The organism is Methyloversatilis universalis FAM5 (genome assembly GCF_000214035.2).
In the GTDB taxonomy this organism is placed as follows: domain Bacteria; phylum Pseudomonadota; class Gammaproteobacteria; order Burkholderiales; family Rhodocyclaceae; genus Methyloversatilis; species Methyloversatilis universalis.
Window position 1 is genome coordinate 250,409 of the sequence record NZ_AFHG01000057.1, and the last position, 15,776, is coordinate 266,184.

Annotated in this window: 14 protein-coding genes; 6 read left to right on the forward strand and 8 right to left on the reverse strand. The window is 69.0% G+C overall.

Annotation, left to right across the window (positions count from 1 at the left end):
• Window positions 1-15 precede the first annotated feature (15 nt).
• The 5 genes from METUNV1_RS16830 to METUNV1_RS16850 all read right to left on the reverse strand — a co-directional run bounded on the left by METUNV1_RS16830 (window position 16) and on the right by METUNV1_RS16850 (window position 5,595).
• Window positions 16-1,200 carry an acetate/propionate family kinase gene (locus tag METUNV1_RS16830; RefSeq protein ID WP_008063873.1) on the reverse strand — a complete coding sequence of 395 codons (1,185 nt, stop codon included), beginning with the start codon at window positions 1,198-1,200 and terminating at the stop codon, window positions 16-18.
• 15 nt (window positions 1,201-1,215) lie between these two features.
• The gene (locus METUNV1_RS16835; protein ID WP_008063874.1) at window positions 1,216-2,658 is read right to left on the reverse strand and encodes a bifunctional enoyl-CoA hydratase/phosphate acetyltransferase; all 1,443 of its coding nucleotides are present in this window, start codon (window positions 2,656-2,658) and stop codon (window positions 1,216-1,218) included.
• 28 nt (window positions 2,659-2,686) lie between these two features.
• A complete protein-coding gene (fabI, locus tag METUNV1_RS16840; RefSeq protein WP_008063876.1) occupies window positions 2,687-3,460 on the reverse strand; it encodes an enoyl-ACP reductase FabI in 774 nt (257 codons plus the stop codon).
• Between the two features lie 270 nt (window positions 3,461-3,730).
• The gene (locus METUNV1_RS16845; RefSeq protein WP_008063878.1) at window positions 3,731-3,934 is read right to left on the reverse strand and encodes a hypothetical protein; all 204 of its coding nucleotides are present in this window, start codon (window positions 3,932-3,934) and stop codon (window positions 3,731-3,733) included.
• A 5-nt stretch (window positions 3,935-3,939) separates the two neighbouring features.
• A complete protein-coding gene (locus METUNV1_RS16850) occupies window positions 3,940-5,595 on the reverse strand; it encodes an MFS transporter (RefSeq protein ID WP_008063880.1) in 1,656 nt (551 codons plus the stop codon).
• Window positions 5,596-6,106: 511 nt separating this feature from the next.
• Here METUNV1_RS16850 and METUNV1_RS16855 point away from each other — a divergent pair.
• The 3 genes from METUNV1_RS16855 (at window position 6,107) to METUNV1_RS16865 (ending at window position 10,632) form a co-directional block, all read left to right on the forward strand.
• Window positions 6,107-8,248, forward strand: a complete 2,142-nt coding sequence (locus METUNV1_RS16855; RefSeq protein WP_008063882.1) for a 3'-5' exonuclease — start codon at window positions 6,107-6,109, stop codon at window positions 8,246-8,248.
• 168 nt (window positions 8,249-8,416) lie between these two features.
• On the forward strand, window positions 8,417-9,160 hold the full coding sequence (locus METUNV1_RS16860) for a metallophosphoesterase family protein (protein ID WP_008063884.1): 744 nt from the start codon (window positions 8,417-8,419) through the stop codon (window positions 9,158-9,160).
• On the forward strand, window positions 9,160-10,632 hold the full coding sequence (locus tag METUNV1_RS16865; RefSeq protein ID WP_008063885.1) for a serine/threonine protein kinase: 1,473 nt from the start codon (window positions 9,160-9,162) through the stop codon (window positions 10,630-10,632). Before METUNV1_RS16860 ends, METUNV1_RS16865 begins: the two co-directional genes overlap by 1 nt.
• A gap of 16 nt (window positions 10,633-10,648) precedes the next feature.
• Here the strand turns inward: METUNV1_RS16865 and METUNV1_RS16870 are convergent, their stop codons facing one another.
• Window positions 10,649-11,425, reverse strand: coding sequence for an MOSC domain-containing protein (locus METUNV1_RS16870; protein WP_043360212.1), 777 nt, complete (start codon window positions 11,423-11,425; stop codon window positions 10,649-10,651).
• A gap of 128 nt (window positions 11,426-11,553) precedes the next feature.
• On the opposite strand from METUNV1_RS16870, the gene METUNV1_RS16875 reads away from it, so the two are divergent.
• The 3 genes from METUNV1_RS16875 to METUNV1_RS16885 are packed head-to-tail and all read left to right on the forward strand — an operon-like array spanning window position 11,554 to window position 12,733.
• Window positions 11,554-11,856, forward strand: coding sequence for an ArsR/SmtB family transcription factor (locus METUNV1_RS16875; protein WP_008063888.1), 303 nt, complete (start codon window positions 11,554-11,556; stop codon window positions 11,854-11,856).
• A 23-nt stretch (window positions 11,857-11,879) separates the two neighbouring features.
• A complete protein-coding gene (locus METUNV1_RS16880) occupies window positions 11,880-12,314 on the forward strand; it encodes a YeeE/YedE family protein (protein ID WP_008063889.1) in 435 nt (144 codons plus the stop codon).
• A 2-nt stretch (window positions 12,315-12,316) separates the two neighbouring features.
• Window positions 12,317-12,733, forward strand: a complete 417-nt coding sequence (locus tag METUNV1_RS16885) for a DUF6691 family protein (RefSeq protein WP_008063890.1) — start codon at window positions 12,317-12,319, stop codon at window positions 12,731-12,733.
• Here the strand turns inward: METUNV1_RS16885 and METUNV1_RS16890 are convergent.
• Both METUNV1_RS16890 and METUNV1_RS16895 read right to left on the reverse strand, forming a co-directional pair.
• On the reverse strand, window positions 12,714-13,937 hold the full coding sequence (locus METUNV1_RS16890; RefSeq protein ID WP_408630413.1) for an NAD(P)H-dependent flavin oxidoreductase: 1,224 nt from the start codon (window positions 13,935-13,937) through the stop codon (window positions 12,714-12,716). The two genes, METUNV1_RS16885 and METUNV1_RS16890, sit on opposite strands and share 20 nt — an antisense overlap.
• A 168-nt stretch (window positions 13,938-14,105) precedes the next feature.
• On the reverse strand, window positions 14,106-15,659 hold the full coding sequence (locus METUNV1_RS16895; protein ID WP_008063892.1) for a choice-of-anchor I family protein: 1,554 nt from the start codon (window positions 15,657-15,659) through the stop codon (window positions 14,106-14,108).
• Window positions 15,660-15,776: the final 117 nt, after the last annotated feature.

Genomic DNA, 15,776 nt, shown 5'->3' on the forward strand with positions numbered 1-15,776 from the left:
CGCGGCCGGCCGTGCTCAGTGCGCGGCCAGCAGCGCGGCCGCGGCCTGGGCCGCCACCCGGCCCTCGTCGGTCGGGATGACCCACAGTTCGACCGCGCTGCCTTCGGCGTCGATGCGGACGATGTCGTCGCCGACCGCCTGCGCGTTGCGCGCCTCGTCCAGCTGCACGCCCATCCAGCCGAGCGCCGCGCACACGTCGGCGCGCAGCGCGGCGTCGTGCTCGCCGATGCCGCCGCTGAAGGCGATCAGGTCGACGCCGCCCAGGCAGGCCGCCATCGCGCCGGCTTCGCGCACCACGCGGTAGGTGAACAGCGCGATCGCCTCCTGAGCCGCATCGCTGCCGTCCGCGCGCAGGCGGCGCATGTCGGCCGACAGGCCGGACACGCCGAGCAGGCCGCTCTGCTTGTACAGCAGCGTCTGCAGGCGGTCGTGGTTCCAGCCGCGCTCCATCAGATAGAGCAGCACGCCGGCGTCCAGCGTGCCGCTGCGGGTACCCATCATCAGTCCGTCGAGCGCGGAAAAGCCCATGGTGGTGGCCTGGCTCCGGCCCTCATGCGCTGCGCACAGGCTGGCGCCGTTGCCCAAGTGGGCCATCAGTACGCGGCCTCGCGCGCGCGGCGACCGATCGAGCAGCGTGCCCATGATGTACTGGTAGGACAGGCCGTGAAAACCGTAGCGGCGCACGCCCTCGTCGTGCAGCGCGCGCGGCAGCGCGAAGCGGCTCGCGACCTCCGGCAGGTCGGCGTGGAAGGCGGTGTCGAAGCAGGCGATCTGCGGCAGGCCGGGGAAGGCGGCGCGGAAGGCGCGTATGCCGTCGATGTTGTGCGGCTGGTGCAGCGGCGCCAGCGAATTGAGCCGCTCCAGCTTCGCCAGTACTTCGTCATCCACCTGCACGCTGCTGCGGAAACTGCGGCCGCCATGTACCACGCGGTGCGCCACCGCCTCGATGTCCGGCACCGCGGCTTCCGCCGCCAGCAGGCTGCGCAGCCCGTCGAGCGCGGCGGCGAAGGCGTCGCTGCCGGCGCTCAGCGTGCGCTGTTGCGTGCGGCCGTCCAGCGTCCAGCGCATGTCCGGCGTACCGCCCGGCTCCAGGCCCTGGATGTTGCCGGTCATCACGGCCGGCTGCACCGCACCGTCCTGCAGCGGATGGATGGAAAACTTCAGCGTGGACGAACCGGCGTTGACCGAAAGGATGGCCATGTCATCGGCCCCGCTTCAGCGCTGCGCCCACGGCTCGCGCGGCCGGTCGCGGCGCGCGTTGTGCGCGGCCAGCAGGCCGAGCAGTGCGGACGCGACGCGGGTCATCGGGCCGTCGGCGCGGCTGGTCAGCGCGATCGGCACGCGGGCGCCCAGCACCAGGCCGGAGCCGGTGGCGCCGCCAAGGTATTCCAGCTGCTTGGCCAGCATGTTGCCGCTTTCCAGATCCGGCACCGCCAGGATGTCGGCGTCGCCGGCCACCGGCGAACTGATGTGCTTCACCTGTGCGGCGCGCGCGGAGATCGCGTTGTCGAAGGCGAGCGGGCCATCCAGCACGCCGCCGGTGATCTGACCGCGGTCCGCCATCTTGCACAGCGCGGCGGCGTCCAGCGTGGACGGGATGTTCGGATTCACCGTTTCCACTGCCGACAGCACCGCCACCTTGGGCTGCTTGACGCCGAGCACGCGCGCGAAGTCGATCGCGTTCTGCACGATGTCCACCTTGTCCTGCAGCGACGGCCGGATGTTCAGTGCGGCGTCGGTGATGAGCAGCGGCTTGCTGTACAGCGGTACGTCGAAACGGAACACATGCGACATGCGGCGGCCGGTGCGCAGCGCCGGCCGGGCCAGCACCGCGTGGATCATTTCGTCGGTGTGCAGGCTGCCCTTCATGAGCATGTCCACTTCGCCGGCCGCGGCCATGTCGGCCGCCTTCTCGGCGGCGGCGTGGCTGTGCGGCACGCCGAAGATCTCGGCGTGGCTCAGGTCGATGCCGGCTTCTTCGGCGAGATGGCGGATGCGTACCTCCGGGCCGACCAGCACCGGCACGATGAGGCCGTGGCGGGCCGAATCCATCGCGCCGCTGAGCGACTCCACGTCGCACGGGTGCACCACCGCGCAGCGCACCGGGGGAATGCCTTCGCCCAGCGCCAGCAGTTCGCGGAAGCGCGCTTCCGGATCGAACAGCCGGATTTCCGGTGCGCGAATGTGTTCGAGCCGCAGCTTCTGGGTCGGCGCCAGCACGCGGGCGGTGCCGTGCAGCACACGGTCACCCTTCTGGTTCACCACCTGGCAGTCCAGTTCGACCCGCTTCTTTTCCTCATCCTTGCTGAGGACGGTGGCGGTGACCGCCAGCGTGTCGCCAATGCGCACCGGCTTGGTGAAATGCAGCGCCTGATCGAGATAGATGGTGCCCGGCCCCGGGAACTGGGTGCCGAGCAGCGCGGAAATGAGCGCGCCGCCCCACATGCCGTGCGCGATCACGCCGTGGAACAGCGTGTCCTCGGCGTACTCCGGATTCAGGTGGGCCGGATTGGTGTCGCCGGACACGGCGGCGAAGGCCTGGATGTCGGCCAGCGTCAGCGTGCGCAGCAGACGGGCGCTCTGGCCGATCTGCAGCTCGTCGAAGGTGATGTTCTCTATCCACTCGGTGGTGGGGGTGTCGTGCTGTGCGGTATCCATGCGGGTCCTGGGCAGGCGTGAAGTTCGGTCAGGCGACGGCGTGACAGCCGCCATCGACATAGATGGTCTGGCCGGTCATGCCGGAGGAGGCGTCGGAGCACAGGAAGGTGCTCAGCTGCGCGATCTCTTCCAGCGTCACCAGACGGCCCAGCGGCGCCTTGCGGATGGCGCTCTCCATCAGTTCGTCGAAGGCGGCGATGCCGGAGGCGGCGCGGGTCAGTATCGGGCCGGGCGACACCGCGTGCACCCGGATGCCGCGCGGGCCCAGTTCCATCGCCATGTAGCGCACCAGCGATTCGAGCGCGGCCTTGACCGGGCCCATCAGGCCGTAATGCGGCACCGCCTCGTCCGCGCCCAGATAGGACATGGTCACCATGCTGCCGCCTGCGCTCATGTGCGGCGCGCACAGCTTGGCCAGCGTGGCGAAGCTGTGGCAGGACACTTCCATCGCGCGGGCGAAGCCGGTGCTGGAACTGTCGATCACCTGGCCATGCAGGTCTTCCAGCGGTGCCCAGGCGATCGAATGGACGACGAAGTCGATGCGGCCGAGGTGTTCGGCGGCGCGGGCGACCAGGGCTTCAAGATCGCCGGCCTTCTCGACATCGCAGGTGTGCAGCGGCGCATCGACCTGTTCGGCCAGCGGCGCGACATAGCGCACCGCTTTTTCGTTGAGGCAGGACAGCACCAGATCGGCGCCCTGATCACGGGCGGCGCGGGCGCAGCCCCAGGCGATGCTGCGGTCATTGGCGACGCCGACGATGAGGCCTTTCTTGCCGGCAAGGGGGAGAGTGGAATCTGACATGGCAGCGGGGTTCGGGCAGTTGTCGTCGAAAGGAAAGAATGATTCTAAGCGGCCGAGATTAACAAACCGCTGCTGCAATGCACACCACGCCGGACATGAGCTGCATCAAGTTTCATCGATATCCGGGACGGTGCGGAGGTCGCCGGCCGATGCAAAGAAAAAGCCCCGCAGGTGCGGGGCTTTTTCCTGTCCGGTGCGGCCTTGTGGGCCGGCCGGACTCATCGCGTGGCGAGTGATCGCTGCGGAAGCAGCGGCCGGCTCACCATCGGCTTACTGCTTGGCGTCCGCCGGCTTGTCGGCCGGTGCCGCGGGGGCAGCCGGTTCAGACGGTGCAGCCGGAGCGGCCGGTGCAGCCTGTTCGGAGTGCGATTCGACGCCGTGCTTTTCACCCGACATGTCGATGTCGCCCCCCTGGGACAGGATGAACAGGGCCAGTGCAGCAAACGCGATGAAGCCAACCACTATCTTCCACATGATTCTCAGTCCTCAGCAAAAATATCCACGTCCTTGGTTTCCTTCACGAACAGCAGACCGATCACGAAGGTGATGGCCGCGATCGTGATCGGGTACCAGAGGCCGTAGTAGATGTTGCCGTTCTGCGCCACCATCGCGAACGCGATCGTGGGCATCAGGCCACCAAACCAGCCATTGCCGATGTGATACGGCAAGCTCATCGAAGTGTAGCGGATGCGGGTCGGGAACATTTCCACCAGCGTCGCGGCGATCGGGCCGTACACCATGGTCACGTAGATCACCAGCACCGACAGGATGGCAACGATCTTCCACCAGTTGGCCGACAGCGGCTTGATCGGGTCAGCCTTGGCCGGGTAGCCGGCTGCCTTCATCGCCTCGCTCACGCCCTTCTTGAAGTCGTCGATCGCCTTCTTCGAAGCGTCGTCGAACTTGTGGCCGCCAGCGGTCAGCGTGGCGGTCGGTACGTCGATCACGGTTTCACCGATCTGCACCTTGGCGTTCTGGCCGGCGGCTTCCACCGTCTCGTAGGAGGCGGAGGCCTGCGCCAGTGCGCGCTTGGCGATGTCGCAGCTGGTGGTGAAGTCGACGTCGCGCGCGATCGGGCTGCCCTGGAAGGAGCACTGCTTCGGATCGACCGTCACCGTGATCTTGGCGGACTTCTGCGCGGCAGCCAGCTTCGGGTTGGCCGCTTCGGTCAGCGCGCCGAACAGCGGGAAGTAGGTGATCACGGCGAGCAGCAGGCCGGCCAGGATGATGGGCTTGCGGCCGATCTTGTCCGACAGCGAACCGAACACGACGAAGAAGGGCGTGCCGATGATGAGCGACACCGCGACCAGGATGTTGGCGGTCGGGCCGTCGACCTTGAGCACGTTGCTCAGGAAGAACAGCGCGTAGAACTGACCCGAGTACCACACCACGGCCTGACCGGCGACCAGGCCGACCAGCGCCAGGATGACGATCTTCAGGTTCTTCCACTGGCCGAAGGATTCGGTCAGCGGCGCCTTCGAGGTCTTGCCCTCTTCCTTCATCTTCTTGAAGGCTGGCGATTCGTTCATCGTCATCCGGATCCAGACCGAAATGGCCAGCAGCAGGATGGACACGATGAACGGCACGCGCCAGCCCCAGTCGGCGAACGCTTCTTCGCCGATGGCGGTACGGGTGCCCAGGATGACCATCAGCGACAGGAACAGGCCCAGCGTCGCGGTGGTCTGGATCCACGCGGTGTAGGCGCCGCGCTTGCCGTGCGGTGCGTGCTCGGCCACATAGGTGGCGGCACCGCCGTACTCGCCGCCGAGCGCCAGGCCCTGCAGCATGCGCAGCGCGATCAGGATGACCGGAGCGGCCACGCCGATCGACGCGTAATTGGGCAGCACGCCGACGATGAAGGTCGACAGGCCCATGATCAGGATGGTGACCAGGAAGGTGTACTTGCGGCCGATCATGTCGCCGAGGCGACCGAACACCAGCGCACCGAACGGACGGACGATGAAGCCTGCGGCAAACGCGAGCAGCGCGAAAATGAACGCCGCCGAAGGATCGAGGCCGGAGAAGAACTGCTTCGCGATGATCGCGGCCAGCGAACCGTACAGGTAAAAGTCATACCACTCGAAGACCGTACCGAGCGAAGAAGCGAAGATGACCTTCTTCTCCTCCGCGGTCATGGGGCGCGCTTTTGCCGAGCCCGCTGCAATGTTTGCTGTGGTCACTTGACACCACCTCCTCTGTTTATGATCGGTATGTGTATAGCGTCTGCAGACACTATGCGGGGCGGAGGATGAGGCGGAAAACTTACTTCTCGCTTACTTGATCCGTCAGCCTGACCGGTCCGTCGCACAAGGGTTTGCGGGCTGTGGCTTGATATTGCGATGCAATATGCACGGGCTTTGCCTCCGGCAAGGGATTGCGCACCGCTTCACGCTTTCCCGGTTCGTGCATGGTGCGGCGCGCAAGAGTACGGCGACCGTAAAAATTTTCTTTCCGGGCCTCGCCCAGCCCTGCCGCAGTGCGGCACTATTCGGCCTCGTGGCGCAGCCCTCGTCAGAAAGCGGCGCGCCTGCAGGCAATACCCCGGAGGAGCCATTCCGTGTGCCATCCCGTTCCGTCCTCGGCGCCCGCGCGCGCGACGGCGGACGCACTGTCCGCGCCGCCCGTGGCCGGCACGTCCTTCCCGCGATGATCCGCAGACCGCAGGACCGGCGCGTCGCCGCGGCGCTCGCCTTCGTCGGCCTGGTGGCCGCGACCGCGATGGCGGCCGCCGCGGCGCTGATCTTCGCCACGCTGGACCCGCCGGAGCGCGCCACGCTGGCCGAACTGGTCGGCGACCGGCTGCCGCTCGCCTTCATCGTGTGGGCGGCGGTGCTGGCGCTCGCGCTGCCGCCGCTGCGCGCCGCGCACCGCTGGCTGTTTGCCGCGCCGGCCGAACTGGCTTCCGCCGCCCGTGCGCTGGCCGAAGGCGGGCAGGTGGCGGTGCCGGTCGATCGCGGCAGCGCCGAAACCCGTGCGCTGGCGGCGGTCATCACCGAACTGTCGGCCCAGCGCAGCCGGCTGCGTGACAGCGTGGAACAGCAGGTGCAGGCCGGCGGCCGCCAGCTCGAACGCGAGCGCGCGCGGCTGGCGGCGCTGATGTCGGAGCTGGCGCAGAGCGTCGTCGTGTGCGCGCTGGATGGCCGCGTGGTGCTGTACAACCGGCGGGCGCGGGCGCTCGCCCGGTCGCTGTCCGCTGCGCCGGCCTCCTTCGGCGGCACCGAACTGCTGGGCCTCGGCCGCACCATCCACACGCTGCTGGACCGCGCGCCGGTCGAGCACGCGCTCGATTCGGTACGCGCCCGCCGCGCCGCCGGCGACGATGCCGCGTCGGCGCAGTTCGTCGTGCCCGTCCGCGGCGGTCCGCTGCTGCGGGTGCGTCTGGCCCCGCTGCCGGCCGGCGGTGGCGCGCCTGCGCAGGCGCTGGCCGGTTTCGTGCTGGTGCTGGACGACATCACCCGCGAGTACGCCGACGACTGCGCGCGCGACCAGCTGCTGCTGGATCTCGACGCCGACTGCCGTGCCACGCTGGCGCAGATGCAGGCCGCGGCCGACGCGCTGGCACGCCAGGCCGATCCGGCCGCGCAGGCGCGCGCGCTCGGCCAGATGCGCGAAGCCGGCGCCGACATGGCAGCGCGGCTGCGCGCCGTGGCCGAAAGTGCGCAGCGGGCCGCGGCCACCCGCTGGCCGCTGGAAGACATCCGTGGCGCCGATCTGATCGACGCTGCGGTCCGGCGCATCGCCGCACCGCAGTTGCGGACCGGCGAGGTCGATGGCCGGCTGTGGCTGCGTGTCGACAGTTTCGCGCTGCTGCAGGCGCTGGACTGGCTGGCCCGCCGTCTGGCCGACGAATACGACGTGCGGGTCGCCACGCTGGCGCTGTCCGCCGCGCCCGAAGGCGCGTACGCCCGGCTCGACCTGATCTGGCAGGGCCGCAGCATGAGCACCGACACCGTGATGGCCTGGCAGATGGAGGCGATGGACAGCGGCGAGCGCCGCACCCCGCTTTCGGTGCGCGACGTGATCGAGCGCCATGGCGGTGCCTTCGCGGTCGAGCGCGAGCGCGCCAGCCACCGCACGCTGTTCCGGCTGGTGCTGCCGTGCGCGCCGGCGCCGGCCGCGGAGCGCGCGCCGGACAGCGCCGGCAGCTATGACTTCGGGCTGCTCGACGTGGCCGGGGTCGATGCCGGCGCCACCGCGCTGACCGCGCTCACCTGCACCGTGTTCGACACCGAAACCACCGGGCTGGACCCGTCGGGCGGCGACGAGATCGTGCAGATCGGCGCCACCCGCATCGTACGGGGCCGGCTGCTGCGCGGCGAGAGCTTCGAGCAGCGCATCGACCCCGGGCGCCCGGTGCCGGCCGCCAGCAGCGCGGTGCACGGCCTGCGGGCCGACGACCTGCGCGGGCAGCCCGCCCTCGATGCGGTGCTGCCCGCCTTTCACGCCTATGCGCAGGACAGCGTGCTGGTCGCCCACAACGCTGCCTTCGACCTGCGCTTCATCGAACTGAAGCAGGCGCGCTGCGGTCTGCATTTCGGACAGCCAGTGCTCGACACCCTGCTGCTGTCGGCGCTGGCCCAGCCGGAACAGCCTTCGCACCGGCTGGAGGACATTGCCGCGCGTTTCGGCCTCGACACCACCGGCCGTCACAGCGCGCTCGGCGACGCGCTGCTCACCGCCGAAGTGTTCGTGCGCCTGCTGCCGCTGCTGCAGGCGCGCGGCCTGCACACGCTGGACCAGGTGCTGGCTGCCAGCCGTGCCACAGACCTCGCGAAACTGCGTTACTGACATGCCGGCGACCCTGCATCCGCACCGCCGCGCACATCGCTTCTTGACCCGGCGCAATACGCGCCGGCAGCGGCCGGCCCATGCTGTGACGCCGGTCGCTGCCTTCATTCCCCACGCATGCGGCCGCGACCCCTTGCCCGGCTGCACCGACGACGGAGCACCCTGCAGATGAAACTGGCCCTGATTACCGACATTCACGCCAACCGCGAAGCCTTCGAGGCCGTCCTCGACGAAGTGGAGCGCCACGGTGCCGACGCCCATGCGCTGCTCGGCGATTTCGTCGGCTACGGCGCCGACCCCGCCTGGGTGGTGGACCGTGTGCGCGCGCTGGTCGCTGCCGGCGCGATCGCGGTGAAGGGCAATCATGACAAGGCGGTGGTCGACGGCCCGCGTGACACCATGAACAGCGACGCGCAGCGCGCGATCGAATGGACCCGCGGCCAGCTGGACGCCGCCCAGATCGACTTTCTGGCCAAACTGCCCTACACGGTCGAGCGTCACGGCTGCCTGTTCGTGCATGCCAATGCCTACGCGCCGGAACAGTGGGAATACGTGACCGGCCGCGCCGAGGCGGTGCGCAGCCTGAACGCCACCCATGTGCGCTACACCTTCGCCGGTCACGTGCATGATCCGCAGCTGTACAACCTGTCCGGCCTGGGCAAGATCGCCGACTTCACGCCCACGCCCGGCGTGGCGATTCCGGTGGCGCCGCACCGCCAGTGGTTCGTGCTGCCCGGCTCGGCCGGCCAGCCGCGCGACGGCAATCCGGCCGCGTGCTGGGCGCTGTTCGACACGGTGCGCAGCGAACTCACCTTTCACCGCGTGCCCTACGATCACGACGAGGCGGCACGCAAGATTTCCGCCGCCGGCCTGCCGGCCCGGCTGGGCGAACGCCTGAAGGAGGGCAGCTAGTGCAGTCAGCCGACACGCCGCAGCAGCACGACGGTCCGGCACCGCGGGTGCCGCTCGCGGTCGGTCAGGTGATCGACGGTTTCCGCCTGGAAGAGCACCTGCACCAGGGCGGCATGGCCAATCTGTGGCGGGTCAGCCATCCGGATCACGCGATCCCGATGATCATGAAGATTCCGCGCATCAAGGGCGGTGAGGATCCGGCCACCATCGTCGGCTTCGAGGTCGAGCAGATGATCCTGCCGATGCTGCGCGGCGTGCACGTGCCGCAGTTCATCGCCAAGGGCGATTTCACGATGCAGCCCTACATCGTGATGGAGCACATCCCCGGCCCGTCGCTGCGGCCGCGCCTGGACGAGGCGCCGCTGCCGGTGGAGGAGGTGGCCAGCGTCGGCGTGCGGGTGGCAGCGGCGCTGCACGACCTGCACCTGCAGCACGTGATCCATCTCGACGTGAAGCCGAGCAACATCATGTTCCGGCCGGATGGCGCCGCGGTCATGGTGGATTTCGGCCTGTCTCGCCACGACCACCTGCCCGACCTGCTGGACGAGGAATTCACGCTGCCCATGGGCACCGGGCCCTACATGTCGCCGGAACAGGTGCAGTTCGTGCGCGACGAACCGCGCAGCGACCTGTTCGCGCTGGGCGTCATGCTCTACCACCTGCTGACCGGGCAGCGCCCCTTCGGCAAGCCGAACACGGTGCGCGGCCTGCGCGAGCGGCTGTACCGCGAACCGGTGCCGCCGCGCACGCTGCGGCCGGACTGCCCGCCGTGGCTGCAGGAAATCATCCTGCGCTGTCTGGAAGTCGATCCGGCCAGCCGGCACGACACCGCGGCCCAGCTCGCTTTCGACCTCGGCCATCCGGATCAGGTGAAGCTCACCGCGCGCGCAGAGCGCAGCTCGACCGGCGGCCGCTTCGACACCTTCAGGCGCTGGTTCGCCGCGGTCGGCAACGAGCCGAAGGAGCGCGGCACCGCCAGCACCCACGTCACCCGCCACAGCATCATCATGGTGGCGGTCGATGTCGCCGGCGCCTCGCCCGGCCTGATGCAGACCATGCGTGACACGCTCGAGCGCATGCTGCGCACCGAGCGTTCGGTGCGCGTTGCCTGTGTCACCGTCATGCGGACCCGCCGGGTGGGCATGGACGAACTGACCGACAAGGACGGCGAAAGCATCCACGTGAAACGGCTGGTGCAGCTCAAGCACTGGGCGCGACCGCTGGTGCAGTCGCTCGGTCTGGACGACCCGGCGCGCGGTGCCGGCGTCACCTACCAGGTGCTGGAAGCGCCGGACCCGGCGTCGGCCATCGTCGAGTTCGCGCGCCGCAACGCGATCGACCACATCGTCATGGGGGCGCGCAGCAGTTCGGCAGTGCGCCGCTTCCTCGGCAGCGTGTCGGCGCGGGTGGTGGCGGAATCCGACTGCACGGTCACGGTGGTGCGCGAAGTGGCCGGACGCGAAGCCGGCTGACGCGCACCGCAGCGGCTCAGCCGGCCAGATCCAGCGTATCGCCCACCCGCAGCACGCCGTCGCCCACCACCTCCAGATAGATGCCGAGGTCGCGGTGGCCGTAGCGTTCCATCATCGTGGCGGGAATGGTCATGTCGCGCTGCGCGGAGAGCGGATTGACGCCGGTGGCCGCGCAGCGCGGCGTGCGCATGACCGCGCGCAGCTTCACCTCGCCGATGCTCAGTTCGCGGTCCAGCCAGCCGGCTTCGCTCCACGGTTCGGCACCGTCGATGTAGAGGTTGGCGCGGAAGCGCATCGGATCGATGTCCACCCCCCATTCCTCGCTCATGCGGCGCACGGTCGCCAGATTGATCAGCGATACCGCATTCATCATGCTGTGCGACAGCACGCTCACGTCGGTGAAGCGGAAGCCCTCGCCGGCGACGAAGGCCGGTGGCGCCTCGAAGCGGGCGCCGAGGTGGCGGGCGACGAAACCGGCGAAGCGGTCGCAGGCGGCAGCATCGTCGAGGTCGATGTCCAGCGCGCCGCCGTCCGGCGTGCGCACGGTCAGGCGCCGGCCGTCCTCGTCCACGTGCGTGGTGAGCGCGGCCAGCGCCGGGTGGTCCATCAGCGCGATGAAATCGGTTTTCGGCCGCGGCTGGTAGCGCCCGGCGTCGAAGTCCCAGCTGCCGTTGGTGAGTGCGTACATGCGGTCCAGCGGCAGGCCTTCGCCGGCGCGCAGGGTGACCCGGTCCAGCGGCTCGGCGGACAGGCCCTTGAGCGGATATCGATAGAGCTGACGAAGCGTGATCATGGCGGTGCGGATGAGAAGGTCGGGTCCGCGCATGCTGTGTGTGGCCTGCGGCGGCGGCAATAAGTCGTTCACCGGAGGCCGGACCATACTTGCTTGAAAAACAATATATCTAGAGATATATTGTTGCCATGGACGACCCGACCCTCGACGACCTGCGCACTTCCGCCTCGCGTGCCTGCGCGCTGCTACGCGTGCTGGCGCACGAGGACAGGCTGGTGCTGCTGTGCCGGCTGGCGCAGGGCGAACACACGGTGGGGGAACTGGAAGCCGCGCTGGGCATCGTGCAGCCCACGCTGTCGCAGCAGCTCGGCGTGCTGCGCCGCGAAGGTCTGGTCGATACCCGGCGCGACGGCAAGTACATCCATTACCGCATCGCCAGTGACGACGCGCTGGCCCTGATGCAGACCCTGCACGCGCGCTTCTGCGCGTAACCCCCTTCTGACGGAGACAGACGATGAATATCGCATGGGACGCCTTCACGCCCTGGGCCTCGCTGGCCGGTGGCGCGCTGATCGGGCTGTCGGCCGCGCTGCTGATCCTGGGCAGCGGGCGGGTGGCGGGCATCAGCGGCATCGTCGGCGGGCTGCTGAAACCGGGCGGACCGGAACTGCCGTGGCGGCTGGCTTTTCTGGTGGGCCTGATCGGCGCACCGCTGGTGTGGGGTCTGTTCGCGGCGCCACCCGAGGCGCAGCCGGTGGCCGGGACCGGCACCCTGGTGCTGGCCGGCCTGCTGGTCGGCGTCGGCACCCGCTATGGCGCCGGCTGCACCAGCGGTCACGGCGTGTGCGGCCTGTCGCGGCTGTCGCCGCGCTCGCTGGTGGCCACGCTGTCCTTCATGGCGGCCGGCTTCGTCACCGTCTATGTCGTCCGTCACCTGATCGGAGGCTGAACATGCAGGCATTGATCGCACTCGTGGCCGGGCTGGTGTTCGGCGTCGGCCTGCTGCTGTCGGGCATGGCCAATCCGGCCAAGGTGGCCGGTTTTCTTGATCTCGCAGGCAGCTGGGATCCGTCGCTCGCGCTGGTGATGGGCGGCGCGATCGCGGTGGCGCTGCCGGCCTTCACGCTGGCGAAGAAGCGCAGCCGCGCCTGGGCCGGCTGCGCGCTCACGCTGCCGACCGCGAACCGGATCGACGCGCCGCTGGTGCTGGGCAGTCTGGCCTTCGGCGCCGGCTGGGGACTGGCCGGCTACTGCCCGGGCCCGGCGCTGGTGTCGCTGGGCATGGGTTCGGCGCCGGCCGGGGTGTTCGTGCTTGCCATGCTCGCGGGCATGGGGGCGCACGCGTGGCTTACGCGGTCGCGGGCGTGAGCAGGTAGTCGAACAGCGCGCGCACGCTGCGGATCTGGTCGCCGAAAGGCAGGGCGCCGCGGCCGCGGAAGAACAGGCCGGTCTTCAGGTCGCCCTTCAGCGCGGCGGCCAGCTGGTGGTCGATGCAGAACTGGCCCCAGCCGATCAGGCCGTCGCGCAGCCCGCACTGGGCCAGGCAGTCGAAGCTCTTGGCGCAGCGCGCCTTCACATGGGCCACCGCCTGCGTGCGGTCGATCAGCGACAGGTATTTCTGCAGCCAGGGTGTGCGCACCGCGCGTGCCGGCAGACCGGCCACGCTGGTGAACTCGACCAGATCCTCGTCGCGTGCGGTGGCCAGCACCTGCTTGAAGGCGGTGTCGGCGTCGCATTCCTCGGTCACCGCGAAAGCGGTGCCGAACTGCACCGCCGCGGCGCCCAGTGCCTGCATGCGGCGGATGTCCTGGTGGCTGCGCAGGCCGCCGGCGACGATGACCGGTACCTGGCCTTCGAGACCGGCCTTCCGGAGCACCTCCAGCGTCTCCGGCACCACGCGCTCGAAATCGAAGCGCGGGTCCTGGGTGTCGGCCACCTTGGCCGCGCCCAGATGGCCAGCCGCCCAGCCCGGATGTTCCAGCACCACCGCGTCCGGCATGCGCTGCTTGCGCTCCCACTTGCGCAAAATGAGCTGCACGCCGCGCGCGTCCGACAGGATGGGGATGAGCGCCGCCTTCGGGTGTTCGCGCGCGAGGTCAGGCAGGTCCAGCGGCAGGCCGGCGCCGACCACCACCGCATCGATGCCCGCCTGCAGCGCGGTCTTCACGTGTTCCGCGTAGGCACTGACTGCACGCATCACGTTCACCGCCAGCAGGCCGCGGCCGCCGGCGAGGGTTTTCGCGGCGGCGATTTCCCGACGCAGCGCCTCTTCGTTGGCAGCGTCGATTTCGCGCTTGGCTTCTTCGCCGCGCAGACCGCGGGTGCGCTCCATCAGGTCGGGGTGATGCCGGCGCAGGTCGACCGACGAAATCGTGCCGACGCCGCCCTGCAGCGCCACGTTGCCGGCCAGCCGGTGAGCCGACACGCCGACGCCCATGCCGCCCTGGACGATGGGCAGCAGCGTGCGTCCGGCCAGCCGCAGCGGCTGCAGGCCGCTGCGGGCAAACAGATCGGAATCGGGGTGCAGCGGGGCGGCCGCCGACAGGGCGCCGGATTCAGGCTGGGAATGCATCATGACGGAGCGGACCGGGTGCGCGGAGGGCGTCACGATAGCCGTCGGTTCCGGCGCCCGGCTTGAGCGAGGTCAAGCTGACGGAACAACGCGGCGGACCGCCGTAAACGACAGGTGCCCACCCGTACGAAGCCGGGTGGGCACCTGTGTCAGCGGGGTGTCAGACGATCAGCCGAGGCGACGCCGTGCGGCCAGACCGATCAGACCGAGACCGGCCAGCAGCATGGCGTATGTTTCCGGCTCCGGCACCGGCGCCAGGCGGAACACCGACGTGGTGCTCGACACTTCGTTCGAGAAGGCGATGTAGGCGTAGCCATCCAGCACATAGCCTTCCAGGCCTTCCGGCGCCATGTCGCCATCCGACTTCAGCATGCGCACGAAGGTGGTGTGTGCGGGGTCGGTGATGTCGAACACCGCGAGCGCGGCGACGCGGCTGCCGACGGCGGCGTCGTCATTGTTGTAGGCGGTGCGCTCAAGGCCGACGAAGGCAAAGCTGCGGTCGCCGATGGTCATCACTTCGACGCTTTCCGGCTCCACACCCTTGTCGCGGCTGCGAGCGTCGTTGTAGATGCCCAGCGTCATCGCTTCGCGGTCGAGGATTTCGCCGCTGTCGTAAATGATCGTGCCGTCGGTCGCGCGGATCGAGAACGAACGGCCGCCGGCGGCGTACAGATTGCCGGTCGACGAATCGGTGTTGGACACGCGCAGATTGGTCAGCGTACCGGTGGCGCCCAGCGAACTGGCGGCCGAACGGTCACCGTCGTCCTCGCGAAAGTCGCCTTCGTTGGCGAGCAGCACATAGGTCTGGCCGTTGCGCTCATACACCGCCATGCCGTCCGGCATGTACAGGCCCTTCACGTTCGGCGAAATCAGGTCGTAGCCGCTGGTACCGGTCTTGTTGCCGTTGTTCAGCGGGTCGATGCGGTTGCCCGGCAGGCTGAAATCCTTGGCGCCGAGGCCGATCACGCTCTCGAACCGGCCGGTCTGCAGGTTCAGCACGCCCATCGCGTTGGCTTCCTGCAGCGACACGTAGGCCTGGGTGCCGGCCGCATTCACCGCGATGTATTCCGGCTCGAAGTCCATGCCGGTATTGCTGCGGATGTGGCTGCCGGTCTGCGCCACGCCGGCCAGCGTGGCGGTGGCGCTGACGCTGCGGGTGTTCATGTCGATGATGCTCACGCTGCCGACCGGGTCGTTCGGCGCGGCACCATAGACGCGCGGCACGGTGGTGCCGATGCGGCTGCCGTAGGTGTTCGGCGTGGCTTCGTTGGCGACCAGCAGCTTGCTGCCGTCCTTGGTGAAGGTGAGCATGTCGGGCAGGGCGCCGACGGTGATGCTGTTCACGCCGCTGGCCAGTGCGCGGGTGTGGGTGTCGAACAGCTTGACCACGCCCGGCTGGGTGCGGTCAGCCGTGTTCTCGATGGCAAAGGCGGCGATGCCGTTATGGACCGACACGCTGTTGATGGCGCCCCAGGGCGACACGTCGATGCGCTGCAGGAAGCTGCCGGTGGCCGCGTCGAGCACGTCCACACCGCTGACGCCGGCCACCCACAGGGTTTTCGTGGCGCTGTCGAAGCTGACGATTTCCGACAGGAAGCCGTTGCTGGCGCTGTGCTGGAAGGTCCAGGCCTTGCTGGCGTCGTCGATCAGGCTGGCGGCGGAGGCCGGCACGGCGGCCGACAGGGCGGCGGCCATGGCGGCCGCGAGCAGGTTCTTTTTCATCGTTGTGCAGTCCGGTGGGTTCAATGACGCGCACCGTCCCCGCCGCTGCGGGGCGATGCATGACGTCATGAAAACCGGGCTGCGTTACGAACACGTTACCGCCGGATGACACGTCAT